This is a genomic window from Providencia sp. 2.29, assembly GCF_015832305.1.
In the GTDB taxonomy this organism is placed as follows: domain Bacteria; phylum Pseudomonadota; class Gammaproteobacteria; order Enterobacterales; family Enterobacteriaceae; genus Providencia; species Providencia stuartii.
The window spans coordinates 2031749-2054920 of sequence record NZ_CP065420.1 but is presented as its reverse complement, the minus strand read 5'-3'; the positions used below and the strand labels follow the sequence as shown (position 1 = coordinate 2054920).

Annotated in this window: 18 protein-coding genes; 8 read left to right on the top strand and 10 right to left on the bottom strand. The window is 41.5% G+C overall.

All coding sequences use genetic code 11. The annotated features are described in order from the left end of the window. Positions 1-58: 58 nt before the first annotated feature. From ssuD to ssuE, 4 genes are read right to left on the bottom strand one after another with little or no spacing between them, the layout of a single operon-like run. Entirely contained in the window at positions 59-1207 is a 1149-nt protein-coding gene (gene ssuD / locus I3B46_RS09285; protein WP_104873542.1) for an FMNH2-dependent alkanesulfonate monooxygenase, read from the bottom strand. A gap of 24 nt (positions 1208-1231) precedes the next feature. Then, entirely contained in the window at positions 1232-1987 is a 756-nt protein-coding gene (locus tag I3B46_RS09280) for an ATP-binding cassette domain-containing protein (protein ID WP_004920797.1), read from the bottom strand. Next, on the bottom strand, positions 1984-2763 hold the full coding sequence (gene ssuC / locus I3B46_RS09275; RefSeq protein ID WP_004920799.1) for an aliphatic sulfonate ABC transporter permease SsuC: 780 nt from the start codon (positions 2761-2763) through the stop codon (positions 1984-1986). Before ssuC ends, I3B46_RS09280 begins: the two co-directional genes overlap by 4 nt. 2 nt (positions 2764-2765) lie before the next feature. Further along, on the bottom strand, positions 2766-3356 hold the full coding sequence (ssuE, locus tag I3B46_RS09270; protein WP_004920800.1) for an NADPH-dependent FMN reductase: 591 nt from the start codon (positions 3354-3356) through the stop codon (positions 2766-2768). A gap of 399 nt (positions 3357-3755) precedes the next feature. On the opposite strand from ssuE, the gene I3B46_RS09265 reads away from it, so the two are divergent. Next, entirely contained in the window at positions 3756-4466 is a 711-nt protein-coding gene (locus I3B46_RS09265; protein ID WP_014656155.1) for an SDR family oxidoreductase, read from the top strand. Positions 4467-4529: 63 nt separating this feature from the next. Here I3B46_RS09265 and cobB read toward each other — a convergent pair whose 3' ends face one another. Then, complete coding sequence (gene cobB / locus I3B46_RS09260; protein ID WP_080997986.1) at positions 4530-5366, bottom strand: Sir2 family NAD+-dependent deacetylase; 837 nt, start codon at positions 5364-5366, stop codon at positions 4530-4532. A gap of 305 nt (positions 5367-5671) precedes the next feature. Between cobB and I3B46_RS09255 the strand changes: the two genes are divergently transcribed. Beyond that, positions 5672-6169: a TIGR00645 family protein gene (locus tag I3B46_RS09255; RefSeq protein WP_004920804.1), complete on the top strand. Its 498-nt coding sequence runs from the start codon at positions 5672-5674 to the stop codon at positions 6167-6169. 131 nt (positions 6170-6300) lie between these two features. Next, the gene (locus I3B46_RS09250) at positions 6301-6858 is read left to right on the top strand and encodes a class IV adenylate cyclase (protein ID WP_036940758.1); all 558 of its coding nucleotides are present in this window, start codon (positions 6301-6303) and stop codon (positions 6856-6858) included. A gap of 36 nt (positions 6859-6894) precedes the next feature. On the opposite strand, the gene lolE is transcribed toward I3B46_RS09250, so the two are convergent. Genes lolE through lolC form a run of 3 tightly spaced genes read right to left on the bottom strand, consistent with a single transcriptional unit; the run spans position 6895 to position 10038 of the window. Then, positions 6895-8142, bottom strand: a complete 1248-nt coding sequence (gene lolE, locus I3B46_RS09245; protein WP_014656158.1) for a lipoprotein-releasing ABC transporter permease subunit LolE — start codon at positions 8140-8142, stop codon at positions 6895-6897. Beyond that, positions 8142-8843, bottom strand: a complete 702-nt coding sequence (gene lolD / locus I3B46_RS09240; RefSeq protein ID WP_004920807.1) for a lipoprotein-releasing ABC transporter ATP-binding protein LolD — start codon at positions 8841-8843, stop codon at positions 8142-8144. Before lolD ends, lolE begins: the two co-directional genes overlap by 1 nt. Further along, positions 8836-10038: a lipoprotein-releasing ABC transporter permease subunit LolC gene (gene lolC, locus I3B46_RS09235; protein ID WP_014656160.1), complete on the bottom strand. Its 1203-nt coding sequence runs from the start codon at positions 10036-10038 to the stop codon at positions 8836-8838. Before lolC ends, lolD begins: the two co-directional genes overlap by 8 nt. A 195-nt stretch (positions 10039-10233) precedes the next feature. Here lolC and mfd point away from each other — a divergent pair, with 195 nt between their 5' ends. Next, positions 10234-13680, top strand: a complete 3447-nt coding sequence (mfd, locus tag I3B46_RS09230) for a transcription-repair coupling factor (RefSeq protein WP_004920809.1) — start codon at positions 10234-10236, stop codon at positions 13678-13680. A 71-nt stretch (positions 13681-13751) separates the two neighbouring features. On the opposite strand, the gene umoD is transcribed toward mfd, so the two are convergent. Together umoD and I3B46_RS09220 are read right to left on the bottom strand one after the other, a co-directional pair. Then, the gene (gene umoD / locus I3B46_RS09225; protein WP_004920810.1) at positions 13752-14360 is read right to left on the bottom strand and encodes a UmoD family flagellar biogenesis regulator; all 609 of its coding nucleotides are present in this window, start codon (positions 14358-14360) and stop codon (positions 13752-13754) included. An 811-nt stretch (positions 14361-15171) separates the two neighbouring features. After that, positions 15172-16476, bottom strand: a complete 1305-nt coding sequence (locus tag I3B46_RS09220; RefSeq protein WP_004920811.1) for an NAD(P)/FAD-dependent oxidoreductase — start codon at positions 16474-16476, stop codon at positions 15172-15174. A gap of 1310 nt (positions 16477-17786) precedes the next feature. Here I3B46_RS09220 and I3B46_RS09215 point away from each other — a divergent pair. From I3B46_RS09215 to I3B46_RS09200, 4 genes are read left to right on the top strand one after another with little or no spacing between them, the layout of a single operon-like run. After that, positions 17787-18827 carry a LuxE/PaaK family acyltransferase gene (locus tag I3B46_RS09215; protein WP_036940774.1) on the top strand — a complete coding sequence of 347 codons (1041 nt, stop codon included), beginning with the start codon at positions 17787-17789 and terminating at the stop codon, positions 18825-18827. Further along, the gene (locus I3B46_RS09210; protein WP_104873543.1) at positions 18824-19915 is read left to right on the top strand and encodes an acyl-CoA reductase; all 1092 of its coding nucleotides are present in this window, start codon (positions 18824-18826) and stop codon (positions 19913-19915) included. Before I3B46_RS09215 ends, I3B46_RS09210 begins: the two co-directional genes overlap by 4 nt. Continuing rightward, a complete protein-coding gene (locus I3B46_RS09205; protein WP_104873544.1) occupies positions 19902-20933 on the top strand; it encodes an NAD-dependent epimerase/dehydratase family protein in 1032 nt (343 codons plus the stop codon). Before I3B46_RS09210 ends, I3B46_RS09205 begins: the two co-directional genes overlap by 14 nt. Continuing rightward, on the top strand, positions 20930-23161 hold the full coding sequence (locus I3B46_RS09200) for a penicillin acylase family protein (protein WP_060561089.1): 2232 nt from the start codon (positions 20930-20932) through the stop codon (positions 23159-23161). Before I3B46_RS09205 ends, I3B46_RS09200 begins: the two co-directional genes overlap by 4 nt. The last annotated feature ends 11 nt before the right edge of the window (positions 23162-23172 follow it).

The window sequence follows — 23172 nt, the reverse complement described above, 5'->3', positions numbered from 1 at the left end:
GTTGCATTGCCAACAATAATTATTGGCAAGAATCGAATAAAATAGTGAGGCTATTACCCTACACTGCCTGCTTTGGTCGCATGTGGATACCGATCGTTTCACCAAGTGACCTAACGTGTTGCGGTGATAGCGCGGCCTCTTTATCCACTAACAGCGGCATCACTAATTCTGCAAATTGATGGGCTTCGTCTAAGTGTGGATACCCTGAAAAAATAAATTTGCTGATCCCAAGCGATTGGTACTCCCTGATACGTGCCACAACTTGCTGAGGATCGCCCACTAAAGCTGTACCAGCCCCAGAACGCACCAAGCCAATCCCCGCCCATAAATTAGGGGCAATGAAAAGGTTATCTTTTGAACCGCTGTGCAATGATTGCATGCGTTTTTGGCCGGCGGAGTCCATCCGAGAAAAGACCGATTGCGCCTTGGCAATTGTTTCATCATCAATGTGTGAAATAAGGCGGTTGGCGGCATCAATGGCCTCTTGCTCCGTCTCTCGCACAATCACATGCAACCGAATACCAAATTCCACATGATTCCCTTTAGCTTGAGCATGTCTTTTCACCGCATTAATTTTCTCACTAACCTCCGCAAGTGGCTCTCCCCATGTTAAATAGGTATCAATCTGTTCAGCGGCAATCTCCATTGCTTCTGGTGATGACCCGCCAAAATAGAGAGGAGGCCCGTATGGTTGTGCCGGAGGAAATAGCAAACTGGCATCTTCGACCTGTATATGTTCACCCTGATAATCAACCGCTTCCCCTCTCATAAGGCGTCTGTATATATCAAGGAACTCTTTAGTTACTTTATATCTGTCACTGTGATTTAAAAAAATACCATCGCCTCTGTTTTCAACAGGATCACCACCTGTCACCACATTGATTAACACACGACCATCAGAGAGCCTATCCAATGTTGATGTCATTCGAGCCGCCAATGTCGGTGACTGTAAGCCGGGTCTCACCGCGACTAAAAAGCGTAATTTTTGTGTGACTGAGAGTAAGGATGCCGCCGTTATCCACGGATCCTCACAACTTTTTCCTGTCGGGATCAGGACACCATGAAAACCAAGGCTATCGGCTGCAATCGCAATCTGCTGTAAATATTGGAGTGTGACTGCCCGACCACCTTTTTGAGTTCCTAAATAACGCCCTTCCCCTTGCGTTGGTAAAAACCAAAACAATTGCAGTTTTTGTTGTATCGTCATCTTGAGATTCCTTATTTTCAGTGATCAAGCAAACTTTCGCTCAGTCAACGCATTGAGTACTTGTGATTCCAAATCAATTAAAAAGGCATTGGTTAAGTTTCTGGGGTAGTTTTCGTTGATATTAATATCCAGATGCAGCATCCCTTCCTTTAGCATCAATACTCGCTCCGAGGTCCATACTGCTTCATGAATATCATGCGTGACCAAAACCACCGTAAATTGATACTGGTGCCATAATTTGATCAGCAGTTGTTGCATTTCCATACGTGTTAAGGCGTCCAATGCCCCAAAAGGCTCGTCGAGTAGTAACAAACGAGGCTGATGGATTAATGCTCTCGCTAAAGCGACTCGTTGTTTTTGTCCTCCTGAAAGTTCTTCTGGCCATTCACCCGCCTTGTCTGACAGACCCACGGAGGCTAGCACCTTAAGTGCCTCATTGTGCGACGTTCTGTTTAACCCGAGCGCCACATTTTCAATCACCGTTTTCCAAGGTAAGAGCCGAGGCTCCTGAAACATGATGCGAATATCCCCATGAAAATTGGATAAAGGCTGTTTTGCCACGGTGATCTCCCCTGATGTTGGCGAATCTAAATTAGCCAACAAACGTAATAAGGTACTTTTTCCGCAACCACTGTGCCCCACGATGGTCACGAATTGCCCAGCGGGGATAGCAAAATTGAGTGACCGTAAGACGTTATTTCCCCTAAAGCCTTTTATCACGCCCTCTAATTGAATTGGGATCCCCGTATTGGCTGCAAAACATTGTGTTTTCGTTATCATGCTGTGACCTCTTTTTTATGCCATTTGGGATGCCATTGAAGTAGAACCCTTTCGAGTAAATAAGTGAGTGTATCGGCTGTTTTTCCTAATAAGGCGTAAATAATTAAGGTGAAAACCACGATATCCGTTCTTAAAAACTCGCGAGCGTTCATCGCTAAGTAGCCGATCCCCGCATTAGCCGAAATCGTCTCTGCAACAATTAATGTCAGCCACATCAAGCCCAATGAAAAACGTACCCCTACAAATATTGCAGGTAGTGCTCCCGGAAAAATAACATGGCGAAATAGGCTATAACCGTGTAAACCATAGCTTTTTGCCATTTCAATTAATTTATGGTCGAGATGTTTAATACCATGCAACGTATTCAAATAAATTGGGAAAAAGGTTCCTAGTGCGACAAGAAATATTTTTGCCGATTCATCAATACCAAACCAAAGGATCACCAAGGGAATTAGTGCTAAATGGGGCACATTACGGATCATTTGAATGGAACTATCTAATAAGAGTTCACCTAATCGAGAAAGTCCTGTTATTAATCCCAATATTAATCCGATTGAGCTGCCAATAATAAATCCAATGCCCGCACGTAATGCACTAATTCCTAAGTTCTCCCAAAGTTCACCATTTTTTATAAGGTTCCACCCCGCACTAAAAACTTGTAGAGGCTCAGGTAATATTCGGCTCGAAAGCCAACCTGTACTGACTGAAAATTGCCAAACGATTAATAAACTCAGTGGCACTAACCAACTCAAAATAACAATACGTGAGTAGCCCATACTTAAAGCCTCATTTCATTGATTAATGGTAATTGAGTCTGATAGTTAATATGCTGAAAATAATTTTTATTTAACGTGTGATAAAAAGCCTGTAAATTACTATTTAGTCGCTCAATTATTTCTTGGGAAATAAGATATTGATGCGTATTTTCTGAATACTGAAAATGCTGGTCACTAGTATAGATGCCACTAATAATCTCTTCTGCTTTCAATGCGGTAAGTAATGGTTTAAAGGCATAATCTAATGCTAGCTGATGATGTTCACTCCCCCCTGTCATGATGGGTAATACTGTTTTATGTAATAAAGAGCGTTGAGGTAATAGGTCTATCACGGCTTTAAGTACGCCGCTGTATGAGGATTGGTAAACCGGCGACGCAATAATAATACCGTCAGCTTCTTTGACTTGTTGGATAAATTTTTGAATTTGTGCATGTTGATATTTACCCTGTAACAGCACACTCGCATCAAATTCATTCACACTTATCCGTTGAATTATCAAATTAAACTGACTCAGCCATTGTTGAGCATAATCAAGCAATGCTGATGAACGCGACTTTAGCGCGGGGCTACCTGAAATGATTAAGACATTCATATTTATCTCGCATTAAGAACTAACCGTCCTTAATCTTTATCGAGTTACTCTGATAAACAGAAATAATTATTTGTTCTTAGTCAGAACATATTTATCATAAGCATATTTATTTATATCTAATAACAAATAATAAATTCCATAAAATAAATCGCCTAACCCTATTTTTGATAGCAGCATTCAACAAAATAAAACTATTTTTATACTTATTATTATCCAGTTATCAAGGGATTATTATTTTTTAGTCAACTGTTTAACTTTGCCTATTATTTATTTTAGCCATCGCTGAATTAAAGCTTATACTTCCCAATAGCATTATTTTTATTCCTCTATTATTATCTATGCAAAGCAAACCATCGCGACGGTATCTATTTCATTCAGCTTAAAATAAAGAGAATATCGATGACAAAAAAATTTTTAGTTTATGGTGTCAGTAAAGGGTTGGGAAAAGCATTAATTGAAGGTATTCCTACCGCACAAGATACTATTTATGGCGTTTCTCGCTCTATGCCTTCTTTCTCCAATAACAATTTTCATTGGATCCAAGCTGATTTATCGGAAACGAATTCTGTACAAACCGTAAAGAGCACCCTGCAAGATAGCCCGATTGACTGCCTAATTTATAATGTCGGCATTTGGGAAAAATATGCGTTCACCGACGATTATCGATTTGAATCAACGGATGATGTTGAACTGCTCACGATGATCCAAACCAATATCAGTGCCTGTATCTTGCACCTCAAGGCAATGTTGCCTAATTTACGACTTGGCCAAAATAGCAAAATCATCTTAATTGGCTCAACGTGGGGATTAGATAACCATAACGGTCATGAAGTGGCTTTTTCTGCCTCAAAGTATGCACTACGCGGTATTGTTCACTCGCTAAGGGAGACATTACGCCAAGATAAAATAGCTATTTCTGTGATTAATCTCGGTTATTTAGCAACGGAATACCCTCTATCAGTGCCTGTCGATGACGTTATTTCACGCACTGAAGGTGCATTAATCCCCTTGCAAGACGTCCTTAATGCCGTCAAGTTTATTTTAAGTACGAGTAACGCAACTTGTGTAAAAGAGATTACGATGCCTGCTATGTTAGATGAAAACGTCTAACATCACGCCATGCAAGAAAGTGATATGATGAAGGGGTTTTACCCCCCTTCATTAAATCGCGTGTTAAATCTTGCTTTCACTCGCCATCGTCAGTTCGGCAATAAGATGCTTCACATAATCAACCACGACCTCACTAGCCAAACCATAATGTTTTTCTTCAAATTCACTCTCAACCTGACTTGGCTCTAAATTTAGCTCGACAGTATGTGCACCATTTAGCCTTGCCTCATGCACAAAACCTGCCGCAGGATAGACGTGACCAGACGTGCCAATTGCGATAAAGAGTGTCGCATTCTCAATAGCCTGATAAATTTCATCCATACCTAATGGCATCTCACCAAACCAAACTATATGCGGCCTTAGCGGTTGAGGAAATTGGCAACAATGGCAGCGTTCATCTGTGGATAAATCCTCTTTCCACTCTAATACCTGATTTGACCAACTACACCGGACTTTTAATAACTCACCGTGCATATGAATAATACGCTTACTACCCGCACGCTCATGTAAATTGTCGATATTTTGAGTCACTAGCAGAAAATTATCCCCTAACAAATCTTCTAATTGCGCTAAAGCATAATGTGCAGGGTTTGGTTTAATATTCTCTTGTTGGAGTTGGCGGCGGCGTTCATTATAAAAACGCTGCACTAATTGTGGGTCACGAGCAAACCCTTCCGGTGTTGCCACATCTTCAACGCGGTGTTCTTCCCATAAACCATCCGAAGAACGAAAAGTTTGAATGCCTGATTCAGCAGAAATACCCGCCCCAGTTAGTACGACGACTTTCACATTTTTCATATTGGTTATTCTATTTTCACTGTAAAAAAAACGATCGCGAGCTCGTTGACGACGTAACATTTTAATTTTTTTAAGTTTCTTTAGCCTATGACGAAATCGCAACATCAATAAATACCTTTTTCTTCCATGTTGTTATCGCCGCGAGTTTTATACCTTACTCGCAATGATCATAATCGTTACCCAAACCTAATTCGAATGTCAGTATAACGCAACAAATAACAAAAGGAATTGTGAGGCTAAATGTTTATCTATCACTTATCTTAAACGCCACTAAACCATAATAATACGTTTTTCTCAGTGATTATATCTTCATAACCAAACTAAATATCGCAGTCTGAATTTAGACTCGCTAAAATAGACGAGTTTACTTTTAACACGATTAATTCATCACACAGTAAAAGGTTTATATGGAAAAATTGTTTGAAAAGACGCTGTATGCATCACGTTGGTTACTTGCCCCTATCTACTTTGGCCTATCACTGACTCTATTTGCATTAACGATTAAGTTCTTTCAAGAACTATGGCATGTGATCCCCAATATTTTCTCAATCCCTGAGGCAGATTTAATTCTGATACTATTATCATTAATTGATATGGCGTTAGTCGGTGGTTTACTCGTAATGGTGATGTTTTCAGGCTATGAGAACTTTGTTTCCCAGCTCAATATCCCTGAGAATAGCGAAAAATTGGGTTGGTTAGGTAAGATGGATGCAACCTCATTAAAAAATAAAGTAGCAGCTTCTATCGTAGCCATTTCATCAATCCATTTGTTAAAAGTTTTTATGAACTCACAGAATATCCCTGATAACAAATTAATGTGGTATGTCATTATCCATTTAACATTTGTTTTATCCGCATTTGTGATGGGTTACCTTGATCAATCTATTATGAAAAAAAGCAAATAGCACATCTAAATCGGAGGGAAAGACTATTTTTCCCTCTTTTTATAAGTTGTACTCTTTCGCATTTAAATACCTGCATTGTTCCACAGCTTAGAAGAAAATACCTTGCCCCATAAATAAAACTAGGAATTACCATGAGTGAACATTTTGTTGGTCAATATGAAGCCGAAATTAAATTTAGATTGCCTGACCCAAACCGTTTTTTACAACGGATCATGGCTGATGGCGCTGAAGTCTTTACGGAAAATAATACGGAAAAAGATGACTTTTTTGATATGCCTGATGGTCAGCTTGCGCAGCAAGGAATAAGTCTGTCAGTCCGTGAAATGTTCCCTTCAGGCATTAAATTATGGATAGTCAAAGGCCCTGGCAGTTCAGAATGTAAAGCGATTAATATTGAAGATTGTGCTCACGTCAAAAATATGCTGACAACACTTGGCTATCAATGCTATTTCGCCACCAGCAAACAACGTAGCATCTATTTTCTTGGCGATGTACATATCACTATTGATTATTTAGAGGGTATTGGCTGGTTTGCTGAATTTGCCATAATGACAGACACGCTTTCACTGCTCCCTCAGCTCACACAGCAGTTGATGTCTCTCGCTCAGCAATATGATTTCAATGACACATTGATAGAAACGCGCAGTTATAAGCAGATACAACTTGCGCGTCGCAATGGGGAGCAATAAAACAAGCTGGGTAACGATAGGCTACCCAGTTAGTTATCATTGACCACTCAGGATACGAGCTGGGTCAAGTTTACTTGCTCGGCGTGCAGGATACCAACTTGCCAACAAACTTAATACCACCGTTGTCAGCAACACATACACCACATCTAATAGGTGCAATTGAGAAGGAAGGAAGTCGATAAAATAGACATCGCCAGACAAGATAGGATGCCCGATAACATACTCAAGTCCTTTGATTATGGTGGTTAAATTTAATGAAACAACCACGCCAAGTATTGCCCCTATTAAGGAGCCAACGAGTCCACTTAGCAAACCATACCACAAAAAAATCGCCCGAATTTGCCTGTCTTTAGCACCAAGTGTCCGCAATACAGCAATATCACTACTCTTATCTTTGACCGCCATGACCAACGTAGACACGATATTAAAACAAGCAACCCCTATCACGAGGATCATAGCCAAGTACATGATACTACGTACCATCTGAATATCGTTATACATATAGCCGTAGTCGCCAATCCAACTTTTCACAACCACATGATGCATGGTTTTCAGGCCCGCATCATAAACAACTTTATCCGCATTAAATGGATTATCGGCTTTTATTTCAAACCCTGTAATGCCATCACCATAGCCTAAATACGCTTGCGCATCGGCAATAGGGATCAGCGCTAATTGGTGATCTAATAGCCCACTTAAACGAAAAACACCTGAAACTTGAACACGGATCCGTTTAGGTTGTTGGATTTTTAAACTCGCATCTGTATTGGGGATCATGATGGTTACCCAATCCCCAACTTTAACATTCAGTGAGTCAGCAACACCTTGCCCTAAAATAATCGATTGTTTCCCTGCTTTAAAATCTTTCCACGCATCATCGAGTACAAATTTAGGCAATGCACTGACTTCTGACTCGGTTTTCGGCGAAACCCCCATAACCTGTATTGCTTTGAGATTAGCTCCGCGCTCCAGCAAGCCAGTAAACCCAACATACGGACTCACTGCTTTAACCCCGGGAGTATTGCGGATCACATTCTCAGCATATTGCCAATCTTGATATGGGGCTTTCACCGCATAGATTTGCCCATGTGGCACCACCGATAAAACGCGATTTTCAAGTTCGCGCTCAAACCCATTCATGGCGCTCAAACCTATAATCAAGACGGCCACACCTAAAACAATACCAAGTGTTGAAACGATAGAAACCAGTGATACCATCCCTGTACGGCGGCGGCCACGGCTAAACCGTAACGCTGTAAGTAAAGTCAGCGGTAATCCAGACATTACACTGCCCCCAGTGTGATATCTTGTTGAAGGTGCCCGTCACGCATCTCAAGTTGGCGCGATAAACGATGCGCTAGCTTCATATCATGAGTCACCACCAAGAATGCGGTGCCTTGGGTTTTATTTAACTCACCGAGTAACTCAAAAATCGCATCTGCATTACGTAAATCAAGGTTCCCTGTTGGCTCATCCGCAAGTACCAATGCAGGCTGATTAACTAATGCTCGAGCAATCGCCACACGCTGCCGCTCACCACCAGAAAGCTCGGATGGCCTATGCCCTGAACGGTGGGCTAAGCCAACCGCATCCAGCATTTTAGTCGCTCTATCAAAGGCTTCTGATTTATTCATACCACCAATCAGTAATGGCATAGCCACATTTTCTAATGCCGTGAAATCAGGTAATAAGTGGTGAAACTGATAAATAAACCCCAAATCTTTGTTACGGATGGCGGCACGCTGATCCGATGAGAGGCGGTTAATATGTTGCCCCCGAAAAATCACCTCGCCTTCAGACGGGGTGTCAAGGCCACCTAATAGGTGCAGTAAGGTACTTTTCCCGGAGCCTGAACTACCAACAATTGCCATCATTTCGCTTTCATTAATCGAAAAACAGACATCTTTTAATACTTGCGTCGACAATGCGCCTTCCTGATAGACCTTGCTTAAATGTTCACAGATAAGAAGTGGTTGTTTATTCATAACGTAACGCCTCAGCAGGTTGCACAGCCGCCGCACGCCAAGAAGGATAAAGCGTCGCAAGCAGCGAAATGAGCATTGCGGATACCGCAATAATTAAAATACCATAAAAATCAAGCACAATGGGTAAGTGAACCCCTTTTGGCAACATGCCAAATAGCGGCATCAAGAAATTCAATTGGCTGGAAATTAACATACCAAGCAGTGAGCCTATTAATGCGCCAATGATCCCCGCACCTGCCCCTTGGATCATAAAAATCGCCAAAATGCGCCCACGCTTTAAACCTAACGTTTTTAAAATGGCCACCTCAGCTTGCTTTTCCATAACTAATAAAGAGAGTGAAGTAATAATATTGAAAGCAGCGACAGCAATGATGAGGCTGAGCAACAGACCCATCATATTTTTTTCCATTTTGACCGCTTGAAAAAACTCACCTTTGCGTTCACGCCAATCGGTCCAAATCAGTCCGTCAGGTAAATTTTGTTGGCTCAACGTATCGACCTTTAACGGTTCATTCAGAAATAACCGCCAGCCTGTAATATGCCCTGCGGGATAGCGCATCATCCTAGCAGCATCATTTTGCGCAACAATCAGTTCGCTGGCATCGGCCTCACCATTGGTTTGGAACACCCCTGCCACCGTGAATAAACGTTGGCTCGGAATACGCCCCATTGGCGTAAGCTGACTGACTCCAGGGATAATCAAACGAACTTCATCGCCACGCTTTAAACCTAAATTTTCCGCCAGCTTATTCCCCAAGAAGACACGATATTGCCCCTCGACTAATTCTGAGCGCTGCCCGTCAATCAAGTTATCTAATAGTGGTGATCGTTCGTCAGAAGTGATGCCAAGCATCATGCCTACCCCGACATTCGAGCGGCTTTGCAAAACAACATCCGACTGCACAAGCGGTGCAATATGAGAAACACCTTGCAGGCCCTGTAGATCTGCAATGGGGTACTTTTGTGGGTCAATATGCCCCGTTGCCGACGTTAAAACGGCCTGCGGCATATAAGAGAGTATGCTATCTTGTAACGATCGTTCGAATCCATTCATGACGGAGGTCACGGTGATCAATGCCGCAACCCCTAGCGTGATACCAATGGCTGATAAACTGGATACAAAACGGCCGAATTTGTCGACAGCTCGTCCGCGCATGTAACGCAGACCTATAAATATTGAGACAGATTGAGACATGAAATCTGTAACGCCCCTGTTGCCAAAGCGAAGTGTTCAGCGATAATAAAGGGTACGAATGATGAATGGAACCACCCGGCCCCGGTTTTGTGGATTTTTTTCTTATTGGCACGGCCTGTTTGTCTTACTTTCAGACAATTGTACGGGGTAAAACAGGTCGTTTAGCCATTATGCTTTGAGAAACCGAATATTTTTATGTCTTCAAAATTTCGTTATGAACTTCCTACACGCGGTGGTGATGTCCGTCATCTTGGATGCTTGATTGGGGCCGCGGGTGCACTTGAATGTGCAGAGATGATAGAGCGTCATCAAGGGCCTGTGGTCATTATCACAAGAGACATGCAAAACACCTTACGTCTCCGCGATGAAATTCAACAGTTTACGCAACTGCCAATTGAAACATTGTCCGACTGGGAAACCTTGCCTTACGATAACTTTTCACCACATCAAGAAATTATCTCACACCGTTTATCAACACTGTATCGCTTACCTACTATGCAAAAAGGGGTTTTGATCCTTCCGGTCAACACCTTAATGCAGAAGGTTTGCCCATCTGAATTTCTGGCTAGCCATGCACTTGTGATGGCTAAAGGTGACAAACTTTCGCGCGATAACTTGCGCGACGAGCTAGATAAGGCAGGCTATCGCCATGTTGAACAAGTTTTGGAACACGGGGAATACGCTACACGTGGCGCATTATTAGACCTGTACCCAATGGGGAGCGCACTCCCTTACCGAATTGATTTCTTTGATGACGAAATTGATAGTCTGCGTACCTTTGATGTCGATAGCCAAAGAACGCTTGAAGAAGTTGAGAGCATCAACCTGTTGCCTGCACACGAGTTTCCAACAGACAAAGATGCCATCGAACGCTTCCGTAGCCAGTGGCGTGAACGATTCGAAGTCAGGCGTGACCCTGAACATATCTATCAACAAGTCAGCAAAAAAACACTTCCCACAGGGATTGAATACTGGCAACCGCTCTTTTTTAGTCAACCTTTGCCATCGCTATTTGACTATCTACCAACAAATACGCTGTTTATCTCACAGCACTACCAAGAAGCTGCCGAACGTTTCCAAAGTGATACCCAACAACGTTTCGAAAGCCGCGGTGTTGACCCGATGCGCCCCTTGTTGCCACCGACAGATTTATGGCTGACCGTCGAGCAACTCAATCAGGCATTAAAAAAATGGCCGCGAGTACAGCTGTCTGTTGAAAAATTAGCCGATAAGGCAGCTAACACTAATTTAGATTACCTACCGTTGCCAGATATCGGTACACAAGGGCAAAGTAAACAGCCGCTTGAAAAATTGCGTCAATTTGTTGAACATTTTGATGGCACCGTCATTTTCTCTGTTGAAAGTGAAGGCCGGCGCGAGACAGTCACTGAATTATTGGGAAGGATCAAAATTCGCCCTGAGACTATTAGTCACTACTCCAGCCCAGTAAGCAACCGTTTTGCCATCATGATCGGGGCTGCTGAACACGGTTTTATTCAATCAGTACAACACCGTGCGTTGATATGTGAAAGTGATTTATTAGGGGAACGTGTTGTTCGTCGCCGCACAGATAACCGCCGAACTATCAATACTGATACGCTGATCCGTAACTTAGCCGAACTACGTCCTGGGCAGCCAGTTGTTCATATTGAGCACGGAGTGGGTCGTTACCAAGGATTAACAACACTTGAAGCAGGTGGAATTAAAGCGGAATATTTGATTTTGACCTATGCGGGTAACGACAAGCTATATGTTCCTGTCTCATCCTTGCATCTTATCAGCCGTTACTCCGGTGGTGCAGATGAAAATGCCCCGTTACACCGCCTTGGTAGCGATAGTTGGGGGAAAGCGCGGCATAAAGCCGCAGAAAAAGTCCGTGATGTCGCGGCTGAACTACTTGATATCTATGCTCAGCGAGCCGCCAAACCCGGCTTTGCCTTTAAACATGACAAAGAGCAGTACCAAGAGTTTTGTCAAGGCTTCCCTTTTGAAACGACCCCCGATCAAGAGCAGGCAATTAATGCCGTGCTTAGCGATATGTGTCAACCTATCGCAATGGATCGCCTTGTGTGCGGTGATGTCGGTTTCGGTAAAACCGAAGTCGCTATGAGAGCAGCTTTCTTAGCCATCAATAATAATAAACAGGTTGCGGTGCTTGTGCCTACCACTTTGCTGGCTCAACAACATTTCGATAATTTCCGTGACCGTTTCGCAAATTGGCCGGTAAGAATTGAAATGCTCTCTCGTTTCAAAACCGCCAAAGAGCAGCAACAGATACTCGAAGAAACCGCTCAAGGGAAAGTCGATATTTTGATTGGTACCCACAAGTTACTGCAAAGTGACTTAGTGTGGCATGACTTAGGGTTGCTCGTGGTCGATGAAGAGCACCGTTTTGGTGTTCGTCATAAAGAGCGTATTAAGGCTATGCGTGCGGATGTGGATATTTTAACGCTCACCGCAACCCCTATCCCTCGTACACTCAATATGGCCATGAGTGGCATGCGGGATCTGTCGATTATCGCAACGCCTCCTGCTCGCCGTTTAGCCGTGAAAACCTTTGTACGCCAATATGATGACCTTGTGGTTCGTGAAGCCATTTTGCGTGAAACATTACGTGGAGGCCAAGTGTATTATCTCTACAACGATGTTGAAAATATTGAAAAAGCCAAAAAACGTCTGGAAGAATTAGTACCAGAAGCGCGCTTTGTGGTCGGTCATGGGCAAATGCGTGAGCGCGAACTGGAGCGTGTGATGACCGATTTCCACCATCAACGCTTCAATGTCCTGATTTGTACGACCATCATTGAAACGGGTATCGATATTCCAACAGCGAATACCATCATTATTGAACGTGCAGACCATTTTGGCTTAGCGCAGCTACACCAGCTACGAGGTCGTGTAGGCCGCTCTCATCATCAAGCCTATGCCTATTTATTAACGCCACATCCAAAAGCGATGACTGCTGACGCACATAAACGTTTAGAAGCTATCTCTTCCCTTGAAGATCTTGGTGCGGGATTTGCCCTTGCCACTCATGATTTGGAAATTCGGGGTGCGGGTGAATTGCTCGGTGAAGATCAAAGCGGGCAGATGACGACGATCGGGTTTACGCTGTATATGGAGTTACTGGAAAGCGCGGTAGAGGCATTAAAAGATGGGCGTGAGCCTTCATTAGAGGACTTAGTTAATCAGCAAACAGAAGTTGAACTGCGCATGCCCGTGCTGCTTCCCGATGATTACATTCATGATGTTAATATTCGTTTATCGTTCTATAAGCGTATCGCCAGTGCTCATAATGAAGATGAGTTAAATGATCTTCGTACTGAGCTGGTTGACCGTTTTGGCACATTACCCGATGCTGGACGTTTCTTACTTGCCAGCGCGGCTATCAGGCTAGAAGCGGAAAAATTAGGTATCAAGCGAATTGAAGCTCATGAGCAAGGTGGATTTATTGAATTTGGTGAAAAACATAAAGTCTCGCCAAACTTCTTAATCAGTCTATTACAAAATCAACCGAAAACCTTCCGCCTCGATGGTCCTGTAAGGTTGAAATTTGTGCATGACCTCAGCGAGCGCGTGACACGCATTGAGTTTATCAAACAGTTGTTGCGTGACTGTGCGGATAACTTACTAGAAGCATAATCTATGATGCGTTAGAACAAATGAAAAGCCCCAGCCACATAATAATGTTACTGGGGCTTTTCCGCTCATTTTTATTCAAAATAAGCGTAGGTGTTTTTTCCCGCATAAATCTCTACGGCATTATTCATATTCAGCGAGTTTCGGCTAGCTTCATCAAGTTTGACGCAATAAAACGGCACTAATGCATCAGTCTGGTTACGTGCCGCTTTACAAAGTTGACTACTAGAGGTACTTAAATCTAATCGCCCATTTTCATCAAGGGGGATAAATAGTCCTGGATCATAAACGGTGCGTACTTTGCCTAGGGTGTTACCAATACGGTATACCACATCATAACCCACAATAATTTGTTCTACTTTTTCTGTTACTATGCATTTACGATTGTCACGTTCAAGTAGTGATGATAAGGAGTCCTTTTGGAGTGCCTCAATCATAAATACCATCTTACATTCACTTTGAGCTGGGTGATAGCGCGATAGATATTCCTGATTAAATCCATCAAATATCCCCATAACTGAACAATTCTCCTGTTCAATCAGCCGATGCGATTTTATTGGCTCTATCGAAATTACCGTCGCCAACCGACTTTCATCCTTGGAGAAACGCAGCGAAGTTATTGATACAATAATAATAAGGCAAATAACTATTGCTGCTAATAACACCTTATATGTTAGCTTCATAGGCTGCCCTTATTAATGACAATGTTAGTGAATAGTCCCATTGTAACTTTTCGCTTTAATAATTCGATAGTTACTGGCAAAACAATCAAAAGATTTAGAGTTTTCTTAATCAAGAACAAGTCAATAAAAATTTAACTTACTCCTGTTGGTTGTTAAGTCAATAAATTAAATTTTAATCTATTTTCACATATTGATTACGATCAATTTTTGGTAATTATAATTATAAAAAAGTCTTTTTTACACTTATTTTAAGTAATAACACGAAGATATCTTTTTATTAATTTCTATCAATTTCCCCCTTTATTTTTTTATTTCTCATTCAATGAATGCAAACGACCTTTTTAATTTTCATCAGAGAACACGACTAGCATTTTTTATATTACCTTTTCTTGCCTACAGCTTTAACATGATTTCACCCCATTTCTATTTACCTAGCGGCAACGCCCATTGAGAGCGGTTTTAGGTGACACTATGAGGTTGATACTCGCATGACTCAACGGATACTTTTATAATTTTATATAAAACAAAAATTCCACATAATAGAAGGTAGCAACTGCCAATAATAAGTATATTAGCTTATAAGCTAATCCAGAATTTAATTAAAATGGCATATTTAAATTAATGCCGCTTCATATCAGGCATCTTTATAGTGTACCTCCTATAATGTATTTAATCGTTGGGGTCGCTCAAAATAGTTTATTCATAAATAATCAATCAATTGATTAAAGTTTATATTTAAAAATACTTATAAAAAAATCCCCGTTTAATGAAAAACGAGGATTTTTCCTATTTATTGCGACTGACTAAAACGTTAGTGAAGTTTTAATTTCGGACGAATAATGCGGTTAATACTTCCGACTAACATCATTAACCCTGTTTTCACATAGCCATGAAGCGCAATTTGGTGCATTCGATACAATGAGATATACACAAAACGTGCAATACGCCCTTCCACCATCATATCCCCACGCATCAAGTTACCCATTAAGCTACCCACGGTACTAAAACGCGATAAAGAGACTAAAGAGCCATGGTCTTTATAGATATAATCTTTTAGTGGCTTATCTTTTATCATCGCCAAAATATTATCATAACAGCGGCTCGCCATTTGGTGTGCAGATTGCGCTCTAGGTGGCACAAAACCACCGTCAGGCTTAGCGCATGAGGCACAGTCACCAATCGCAAAAATGGTATCATCGCGGGTTGTCTGTAATGTCGACTTAACGACCAACTGATTGATACGATTCGTTTCTAACCCCGCAATCTCTTTCATAAAATCAGGTGCCTTGATACCGGCTGCCCATACCATTAAGTCAGCACGAATTTTCTCACCCTCTTTTGTATTCAAGCCATCGTCATCAGCGCTGGTCACCATCGTTTTAGTTAGCACTTTTACGCCTAACTTATTTAACTCTTGATGTGCTGCCGCAGAAATACGTGGTGGTAATGCAGGCAGAATACGTTCACCGGCTTCGACTAATGTCACATTTAACGCGTCAGTATCTAATCCTTTAAATCCATAACTGGTTAGCTGCTCTACCGCGTTATACAACTCAGCCGACAACTCAACACCTGTAGCTCCAGCTCCAACAATCGCAATATTCACTTTCTCTTCTGCATTGTCGCGAACAGAATAACGTAAAAATAGATTAAGCATTTCATCGTGGAATCGATGGGCTTGTTGCGGATTATCTAAGAAAATACAATGCTCTTTAACACCCGGCGTACCAAAATCATTTGAAGTACTACCTAGTGCCATGACTAAAATGTCATAATCAATTTCACGCTCAGGAACCAATAACTCCGCGTTTTTATCCCGTAATTCACCCAAAATGATCTTTTTATTGTCACGATCGATTTGTGTCAAAGAGCCTAATTGGAAGTTAAATGCGTTGTGACGAGCATGGGCAAGATAGCTCAAGGCATCCACACCATCATCTAAAGAGCCTGTTGCTACTTCATGTAACAGAGGTTTCCATAAATGACTTGGATTACGATCCACTAAAGTGATTTCTGCACGTTTTTTACGCCCTAATTTACGACCTAGTCGTGTTGCTAGCTCTAAGCCACCAGCACCACCACCGACAATCACAATTTTTGGTTGAGAAAAGGCCATATTTCCCTCATTGCAAAATAAATTAATGTTATTTAAGTCTTATTCGAAATAAAAAAACTTAAATAACATTAATCACCACTTATAAGACCAAAAGTTTGTTGAGGATAACACGCTTGGTCATTTGGTCATACCAAATATTGATGTATATCAAATTAATTGATTAATATGACAGCGATCACAAAAAAGTGTGATTCATTAGCAAAATGAAACGAGTCAGCTTGCATAGATTGATATTAATCAATATTTGAGCCAATTTCCAATCTATTTGATAATGAGAATCAGTTATTATTGGTAGTCAATATATGTGGACTTAAGGGGGCCATGACAGCTTATTGTTCACTAAGGGCTTACAAAAAAAGCGGGATAGTGTAAATTTTGTAGAGAAAACAACCCATATTAGAGATCATCATTTGCCTATTTTTGGCTAGTTTCTCTGATAAATCTCTCGGTTTTTATCATTTCGGCGGTAAACGGCATCGTTCTTGTTGAAAGGCATAATTAATGAAATTTATTTTATATCAAATCATTACTAGCATTATATCGAGCATTATTTGTATCTATCATCTTGTTACACTCTATCTTGTCTTTTCCTCTTTGCCTTTTGAGCTGTCCAGTGGTTATTTTTTAATAACTAAAATAACGATAATATTTCTTTCATTATACGTGATCGTTATTAATGAAGTGGCGAGACGGAACAAACGCTGGGAGTTTTGTGTTAATTTATTTAAATATAAAAAACAAAATAATATTCAAAGAATTGATTTATTTATTCTTTTTTCATTTTCACTTGTCATCACCTACATCGTTACTCTACTGTTTAGTTTGCTACTCATCTTACTCATTCGCCTAAATCCAACCTTCTTGGAAAACCTCAATATTTGGATGTTACATATGACGATCACCGTCATTAAATATGCAACTTTATTGCTATGTTTAATCCCTTTATATAAAGCATTTATCGCCTATAAAAAGCAAAAAAACGATAAGTGAGACATTGTAGCGAAGAGATATCACTTTACCTCTTCGCACTTAAAAGCACGCTATGTCATCCCCATTAACTTTTTATACTGCTTGATCACTTAAATAAATCAATAACACAACTAAATTAAGTGACACTTTCTATTTACCAACGATTAATATTTCCCCAATCCGCTATAAATACCACTAACAAAACGGCTTTCATGATAACTTTTCAAACTTAAAATTCTCCTAAAGTGATAACTGCAACGCTTGATTCAGAATATTTACCTTTAGTTAGGTCATATAATAAAACTTAATAATAACTAAGCATTCTGATATAAGTGAAAAAAATGTCTGAGAACACAAGCAATCCTATTGATTTACTTATCAATAACCCGCAACCCTATGCGCCAGAAAGTATTGATGATGCGTTATTTTCAGCCGCAATGAAACAAGCTGATACCTGGCATTTAAACCGTAATGTTAATTATGCAAAGTTATGGGAAACAGAAGCCAACCCTCTGATCCCTATTAATTTGTTTAAAACCATGGATTTGGCGACAAATACCCAGCTTGATGGTATATGGTTAAATAGTTCAGGTACTGGGCAACATGGGAAAACACGCGTTTTCTTTGACAATCTCAGTTTAAAACGTATTGAAACGGCTATGGTGCAAATTTTTTTGCATAATCATTTGATTTCAACCACACCTTCTCGCTTTTTAATGTTATCTCCTGATCCCGCCACAGGTGAGCATGCAGGTTATGCCACTGCCTTTTTAAAGTTCACCCAATGTGCCCCAATACAAGAGCTTGTTTTTACTGTGTCAGAGCAAGGTCAATTTGATAGTGAGTTAGCGTGGTCTACACTCAAACGCTGGGCTAATGATCCTGCCCCTATCTATATTTTAGGCTTAACACTGTTTTTTGAATTTTTATGCCTAAAACGCCCTGAACCATTTACCTTGAAATCACCGATAAAAGGCTTAACCGGCGGTGGTTGGAAAGGGATGACAAAACAACTTGAACGCCCTGAGATTATTCAAGGTTTGCAACAAGTTTTACAAGCGCCTAGCGTCGATATTCGCGATATTTATGGTATGACTGAACATCCTCTTCACTACATTAGTTGTCCTGAAGGTCATTTTCATCTCCCTGCTTATTCACGTTTTTCAATCATGGCTGAAGATGGGAACCATGCACCAGAAAATAAAAATGGACTCATTGTACTTGAAAGCCCTCTGTTTGCCTCAATACCTTCACATCGCTTATTAACGCAAGATCTGGGTTGTTGGGGCAATAATTGTGCCTGTGGTCAACCGCTACCCTTCCTGCGCTATCTAGGACGAGCATCTACCCCAGAGGGCACCTGTGCGGCACAAGTAAAATGAAAAACTCACTACAAACGCGTGTAAATAAAATCAAACTGTGCCTAACAACTTTGCGTGAAGCTAATTGGTCGTTTTCGGAAGATGAAAATACGCAACAATTTTGTTTATCGCGTTTGGAGCGTCTGACTGAAAATCAGTTATTGGAACAAAAGATCCATCGTGAATTAGGTGGAAAATATTGGCATGCACCGAAGCGTTTGCTGATTATTGTTTCTGAAAAAGATCCATTAGGTACACTAGAAGCGCTATGTGCCGCTTACCTTATTGGCAGTAAAATTCGCCTGAAAGCCCGCATATCAATCAATTATTTGCAACAGGTTAAACGCATTCTGTCACTTGATGATGAGGAGTGTGAAATCATTGATTGGCAAAGTCATTTACAAAATGATCAGCAGATACTCTCTGGCGTCGATACGGTCTTACTCGCAGGGGGCGAGGCATTAATCCAACACTATCGTCAAATCACACCGCCACATATCAAATTGGTCGAACTAGGGCCAAAAATCAGTGCCATGGCAATCATTGGCAAGCAACTTCCTGCAATTGAATTGATTTTGTACGATATCGCCCTTTTTCATCAACAAGTCTGTAGCTCACCTCGATTCATTTTGTTGGATAACCCCTTAGCGGCAGAAGCGCTTTATCATCAACTGATAACCACACTTGATCACCTTCCCATTTTGTCTGACAACCTACGCTTACAAGGCATATCGCAATTTCGCGAACATCGGTTCACTTATTCGCTATCCGCTCCCGATAAGCCGAGTGTTTACAGTGAAAAAACAGGCTGGGGAGTCACTTATCAAACAGAGTTTGCCCCTCAAGCATGGTTAACTCAGGGCTTTCAACTCGTCGTTGCTTCTATCGAAGATAGCCTAAAACAAGCGCAAACACTTTGGCCTGGGCGCCTACAGACCCTTGGTTATTTTGGCGATTTAGATTCTTTGTCATTACAACAATACAGTTTTACCCGTTATTGCCCAATTGGTCGCATGCACCAGCGCCCTATTCATGCGCCGCATGATGGCTTTTTCATGCTATCTGCCCTCGTTAACTTTATCAGTAAGGAAGAAAATGGCGATAAATAACCGCAACCTATTAATTACTGGTGGAACTGGGTTTATTGGCTCTCATCTGCTGCATAAGCTTGCTGAACAAGGTCATAATTTAACTGTATTATCTCGAAATCCACAAAATCGTGTGATTCCCTATCGCCCCAAATTACCTGAAAAGGTGAACGTGGTGACTGGTGATATTTTGCAACCTCAAAGCTTAAAACAAGCATTGGCAGGGCAAGATGCCGTGATCCACCTTGCTGCGGATTACCGTGTCGGTTTAGCGCCAACCCGCCAAGCACGGCAGCATATGTATCAAACTAATGTCATCGGCACCTCAAACCTGTTAGCAGCGGCTCAAGATGCTGATATTTCAAAAATCGTTTATATGAGCTCAACCGCTGCTTTAGGCGAAACCCAAGGCGCATTACTTGATGAATCTCACCGGCACAATGGCATCTTTCGTAGTTATTACGAAGAAACAAAACATATTGCACACGAATTGGTTGTAAAACAGCAATGCCAAGGCGCTCCTATCAATATTGCCATCAGCGGTGGGGTATTTGGTTTAGGTGATAACAGCGTATTAGCCCAGACCGTAAACGCCTTTTTACTTGGAAAAATCCCTTTTCAAATCGCAACGACAAGCACATTTCAACTTTGTCATGTGTCACATGTTTGTGATGGACTCATCACACTACTATCACCGGAAATTGTTCGCCAAAACTATATCTTGGCTGGCGAGACTTTCTCTATGCCCGAACTTTTTCAGATGCTAAGCCATTTTTGTGACAGACCTTCTTTACCTGCCAAAAAGGCTTCTTCACTGAAAATACCTGCTTGGTTAATGGATAAACTCGCCAGCCTTGGGCTGACAATGCCGTTATCTTGCGAAGCGCTTCATATAATGGATGGCAGTTCCTACACTTATTCTTCCTATAAGGCCCAACAACAATTAGGTTGGAGTGCAGGCTATCCAAAAGAAGAGTTTATCGAATACGTATCACACCTCGCGACTCAATTGTCATCTGCTAAAAAGGATGTAGCATGAAAACCAAACATCTCTCATGCCAATGGGGGCACGTCACTCTATCCCTCGAATCAGCACAATTACTTTCCGTTAAAGGGAATAGCGATAATGCGGTTTTTTTTGGTCAAGGTTATGGCACCGCTAAACTACGTTTATGGCAACTCGATTTATCCCGCCGTGTCGCCAGTGGTCGCTTATCTGAAATTATGGGAAATGGGGCCTTACGTACCGATGTTTTTCAGCGACGATTAGGATTAGTGGAGCTGGCTGAGCGTGCGACAAACATTGATTGTGCCGCACCAACTCACTCTTGGCAGGCTATGCAATATCAACATATTCAAGCTTATACTGCCGGTATCAACCAAGCACTTAGTGAAATGAAAGTCTTACCCATCGAGTGCTTATTACTGCACTATCGTCCTGAAATTTTTTCAATCTCAGACAGTTATTTATTAGGACAACTGAAATATTTTATTAATTCCGCTTGGCAATATGAACTATTCCACACGCGCATAGCAAATCGATTGACGCCAAAACAGCATCAACAGTTATTGGCAACCTTTAGCCATGAAGGCCATCAAATTCCCCCACTACCACTAAATGAAAATGGGGATTGGCACCAAGAAGTGGTTAAGGCACTCAAAGATGGATTAAAAGGATTGCAGTATTTAGGGCTAGCTTCACCCGATACGGGCTCGAATGTCATTGCCATCAGTGGGTCATTAACCCAATCAGGAAAACCGCTATTGGCTACCGACCCTCATATGGGGCATGTGAATCCTAATTTTAATCTACTTTGCCGCCTTGAAAGTGATGAAGGACTCAATGTCGTCGGCTCTCATTTTCCAGGCTCTCCTGGCATTATCGTCGGTCGTAATAACCATGCTGCATGGGGAATGGTTGGTATCATGGCGGATAACCAAGACTTATTTTGGGGTAAGCTCGACCTTGAAAATGAGCAGGTTGAAACGGCATCAGGGAATCTGCCTTTAACTAAAAATATCCATGAAATCAAACTGAAAAATGGTAAATCACACAGTTTCACAACTTATAGCTTTGCTCAAGGGCGGTTAGTGTCAGAAAAAAATGGCTACGGTATGTTTTTACGTTGGCCTGCACTAGATGACCCAAGTGGTGACATTACCTTTTATCAGCTCGCCAAATGCCAAGATTGGCCTTCATTTAGAGATGCCCTTAAGCATGTAAAAAACTCACCAATGATGGTTGGCTATGCTGATATTCATGGGGATATTGGTCTGCAAACCATGGGATATATTCCAAAGCGTCATCAACAAATCGGTAGCTTGGTACTAAACCTAACAGAGCCACAGCACCAGTGGTTGGGTTATGTGCCTTTTGATGAATTACCTTGCGAACATAATCCTGAACGAGGCTATACTCTTTATGCCAATCAATATAGTGAGTCACTGTTTACGGGAAAAGTGGCTTTATCTAATCGCTGGCATCCCCCTAGCCGTTCACGGCGTATCGAGGCGTTGATCCAACACACCGACCAACACACCACCGAAACATTGACCGCTATTCAGGATGATAAAACAGATTATTTTGCCCAGCAGGCAAAACATTTTTTATTACCTTTCGTCCCTGAAGACAAGATGTTATCGCAGTGGGATGGTAACACAGAGAATATCCAAGCTTCGCGCTTACTTGATGTATGGTTCCAACATTTAACCGATAAATTACTTGGCAAAGTACTCAAACGAGGTTCCAGAACGCTATATACCGATTTTTGGCCAAGTTGCCGCTGGAGCATTCTCAATATCCTGCAACACCATATTGAGGATTGGCAGCATGAAGCCGATGCTTTGCCTGATCTGATCCGTGAATGTTATGCCACTGCGTTAGTCGCTAGCCAAAAAATGGCCCACCCCCAAGTTGAGTTTCAACACAGCATCAAAAAACCAATATGGCTCAATAAACTGTTAACAGGTCGTTTTCCTTATCAAGGCGGTAATCGCGAAACAGTCCATGCCACACGACAAAATGCCGATTTTCTGACGCAATCCCAAGCGGGTAAAAATAAGTCTATTAAGACTAAACCCTATACCTTTGGTCCTGGATTCAAACTAATCTCAAATTTAGCAAATCGAGGGGAATGTGTGTATTTAATCAATACACCGGCAAAAGGCTCCCCATTTTTTTGGCAACTAAGGAAAACACTTAACGATTGGCAAGCAGGTAAAAGAAAAACGACAAGACTGGCAAATAAGCAAAATAATAATGAGTGAGGATTTAGATC

What these genes read in the sequence shown, in the direction of transcription:
- mfd (WP_004920809.1), top strand. Translation starts at nt 10,234, where the DNA reads ATGTCTTCAAAATTTCGTTATGAACTTCCTACACGCGGTGGTGATGTC.
- lolC (WP_014656160.1), bottom strand. Translation starts at nt 10,038, where the DNA reads ATGTCTCAATCTGTCTCAATATTTATAGGTCTGCGTTACATGCGCGGA.
- I3B46_RS09205 (WP_104873544.1), top strand. Translation starts at nt 19,902, where the DNA reads ATGGCGATAAATAACCGCAACCTATTAATTACTGGTGGAACTGGGTTT.
- ssuE (WP_004920800.1), bottom strand. Translation starts at nt 3,356, where the DNA reads ATGAATGTCTTAATCATTTCAGGTAGCCCCGCGCTAAAGTCGCGTTCA.
- I3B46_RS09200 (WP_060561089.1), top strand. Translation starts at nt 20,930, where the DNA reads ATGAAAACCAAACATCTCTCATGCCAATGGGGGCACGTCACTCTATCC.
- umoD (WP_004920810.1), bottom strand. Translation starts at nt 14,360, where the DNA reads ATGAAGCTAACATATAAGGTGTTATTAGCAGCAATAGTTATTTGCCTT.
- I3B46_RS09210 (WP_104873543.1), top strand. Translation starts at nt 18,824, where the DNA reads ATGAAAAACTCACTACAAACGCGTGTAAATAAAATCAAACTGTGCCTA.
- I3B46_RS09215 (WP_036940774.1), top strand. Translation starts at nt 17,787, where the DNA reads ATGTCTGAGAACACAAGCAATCCTATTGATTTACTTATCAATAACCCG.
- I3B46_RS09255 (WP_004920804.1), top strand. Translation starts at nt 5,672, where the DNA reads ATGGAAAAATTGTTTGAAAAGACGCTGTATGCATCACGTTGGTTACTT.
- I3B46_RS09220 (WP_004920811.1), bottom strand. Translation starts at nt 16,476, where the DNA reads ATGGCCTTTTCTCAACCAAAAATTGTGATTGTCGGTGGTGGTGCTGGT.
- I3B46_RS09250 (WP_036940758.1), top strand. Translation starts at nt 6,301, where the DNA reads ATGAGTGAACATTTTGTTGGTCAATATGAAGCCGAAATTAAATTTAGA.
- lolD (WP_004920807.1), bottom strand. Translation starts at nt 8,843, where the DNA reads ATGAATAAACAACCACTTCTTATCTGTGAACATTTAAGCAAGGTCTAT.
- ssuD (WP_104873542.1), bottom strand. Translation starts at nt 1,207, where the DNA reads ATGACGATACAACAAAAACTGCAATTGTTTTGGTTTTTACCAACGCAA.
- I3B46_RS09265 (WP_014656155.1), top strand. Translation starts at nt 3,756, where the DNA reads ATGACAAAAAAATTTTTAGTTTATGGTGTCAGTAAAGGGTTGGGAAAA.
- I3B46_RS09280 (WP_004920797.1), bottom strand. Translation starts at nt 1,987, where the DNA reads ATGATAACGAAAACACAATGTTTTGCAGCCAATACGGGGATCCCAATT.
- lolE (WP_014656158.1), bottom strand. Translation starts at nt 8,142, where the DNA reads ATGTCTGGATTACCGCTGACTTTACTTACAGCGTTACGGTTTAGCCGT.
- ssuC (WP_004920799.1), bottom strand. Translation starts at nt 2,763, where the DNA reads ATGGGCTACTCACGTATTGTTATTTTGAGTTGGTTAGTGCCACTGAGT.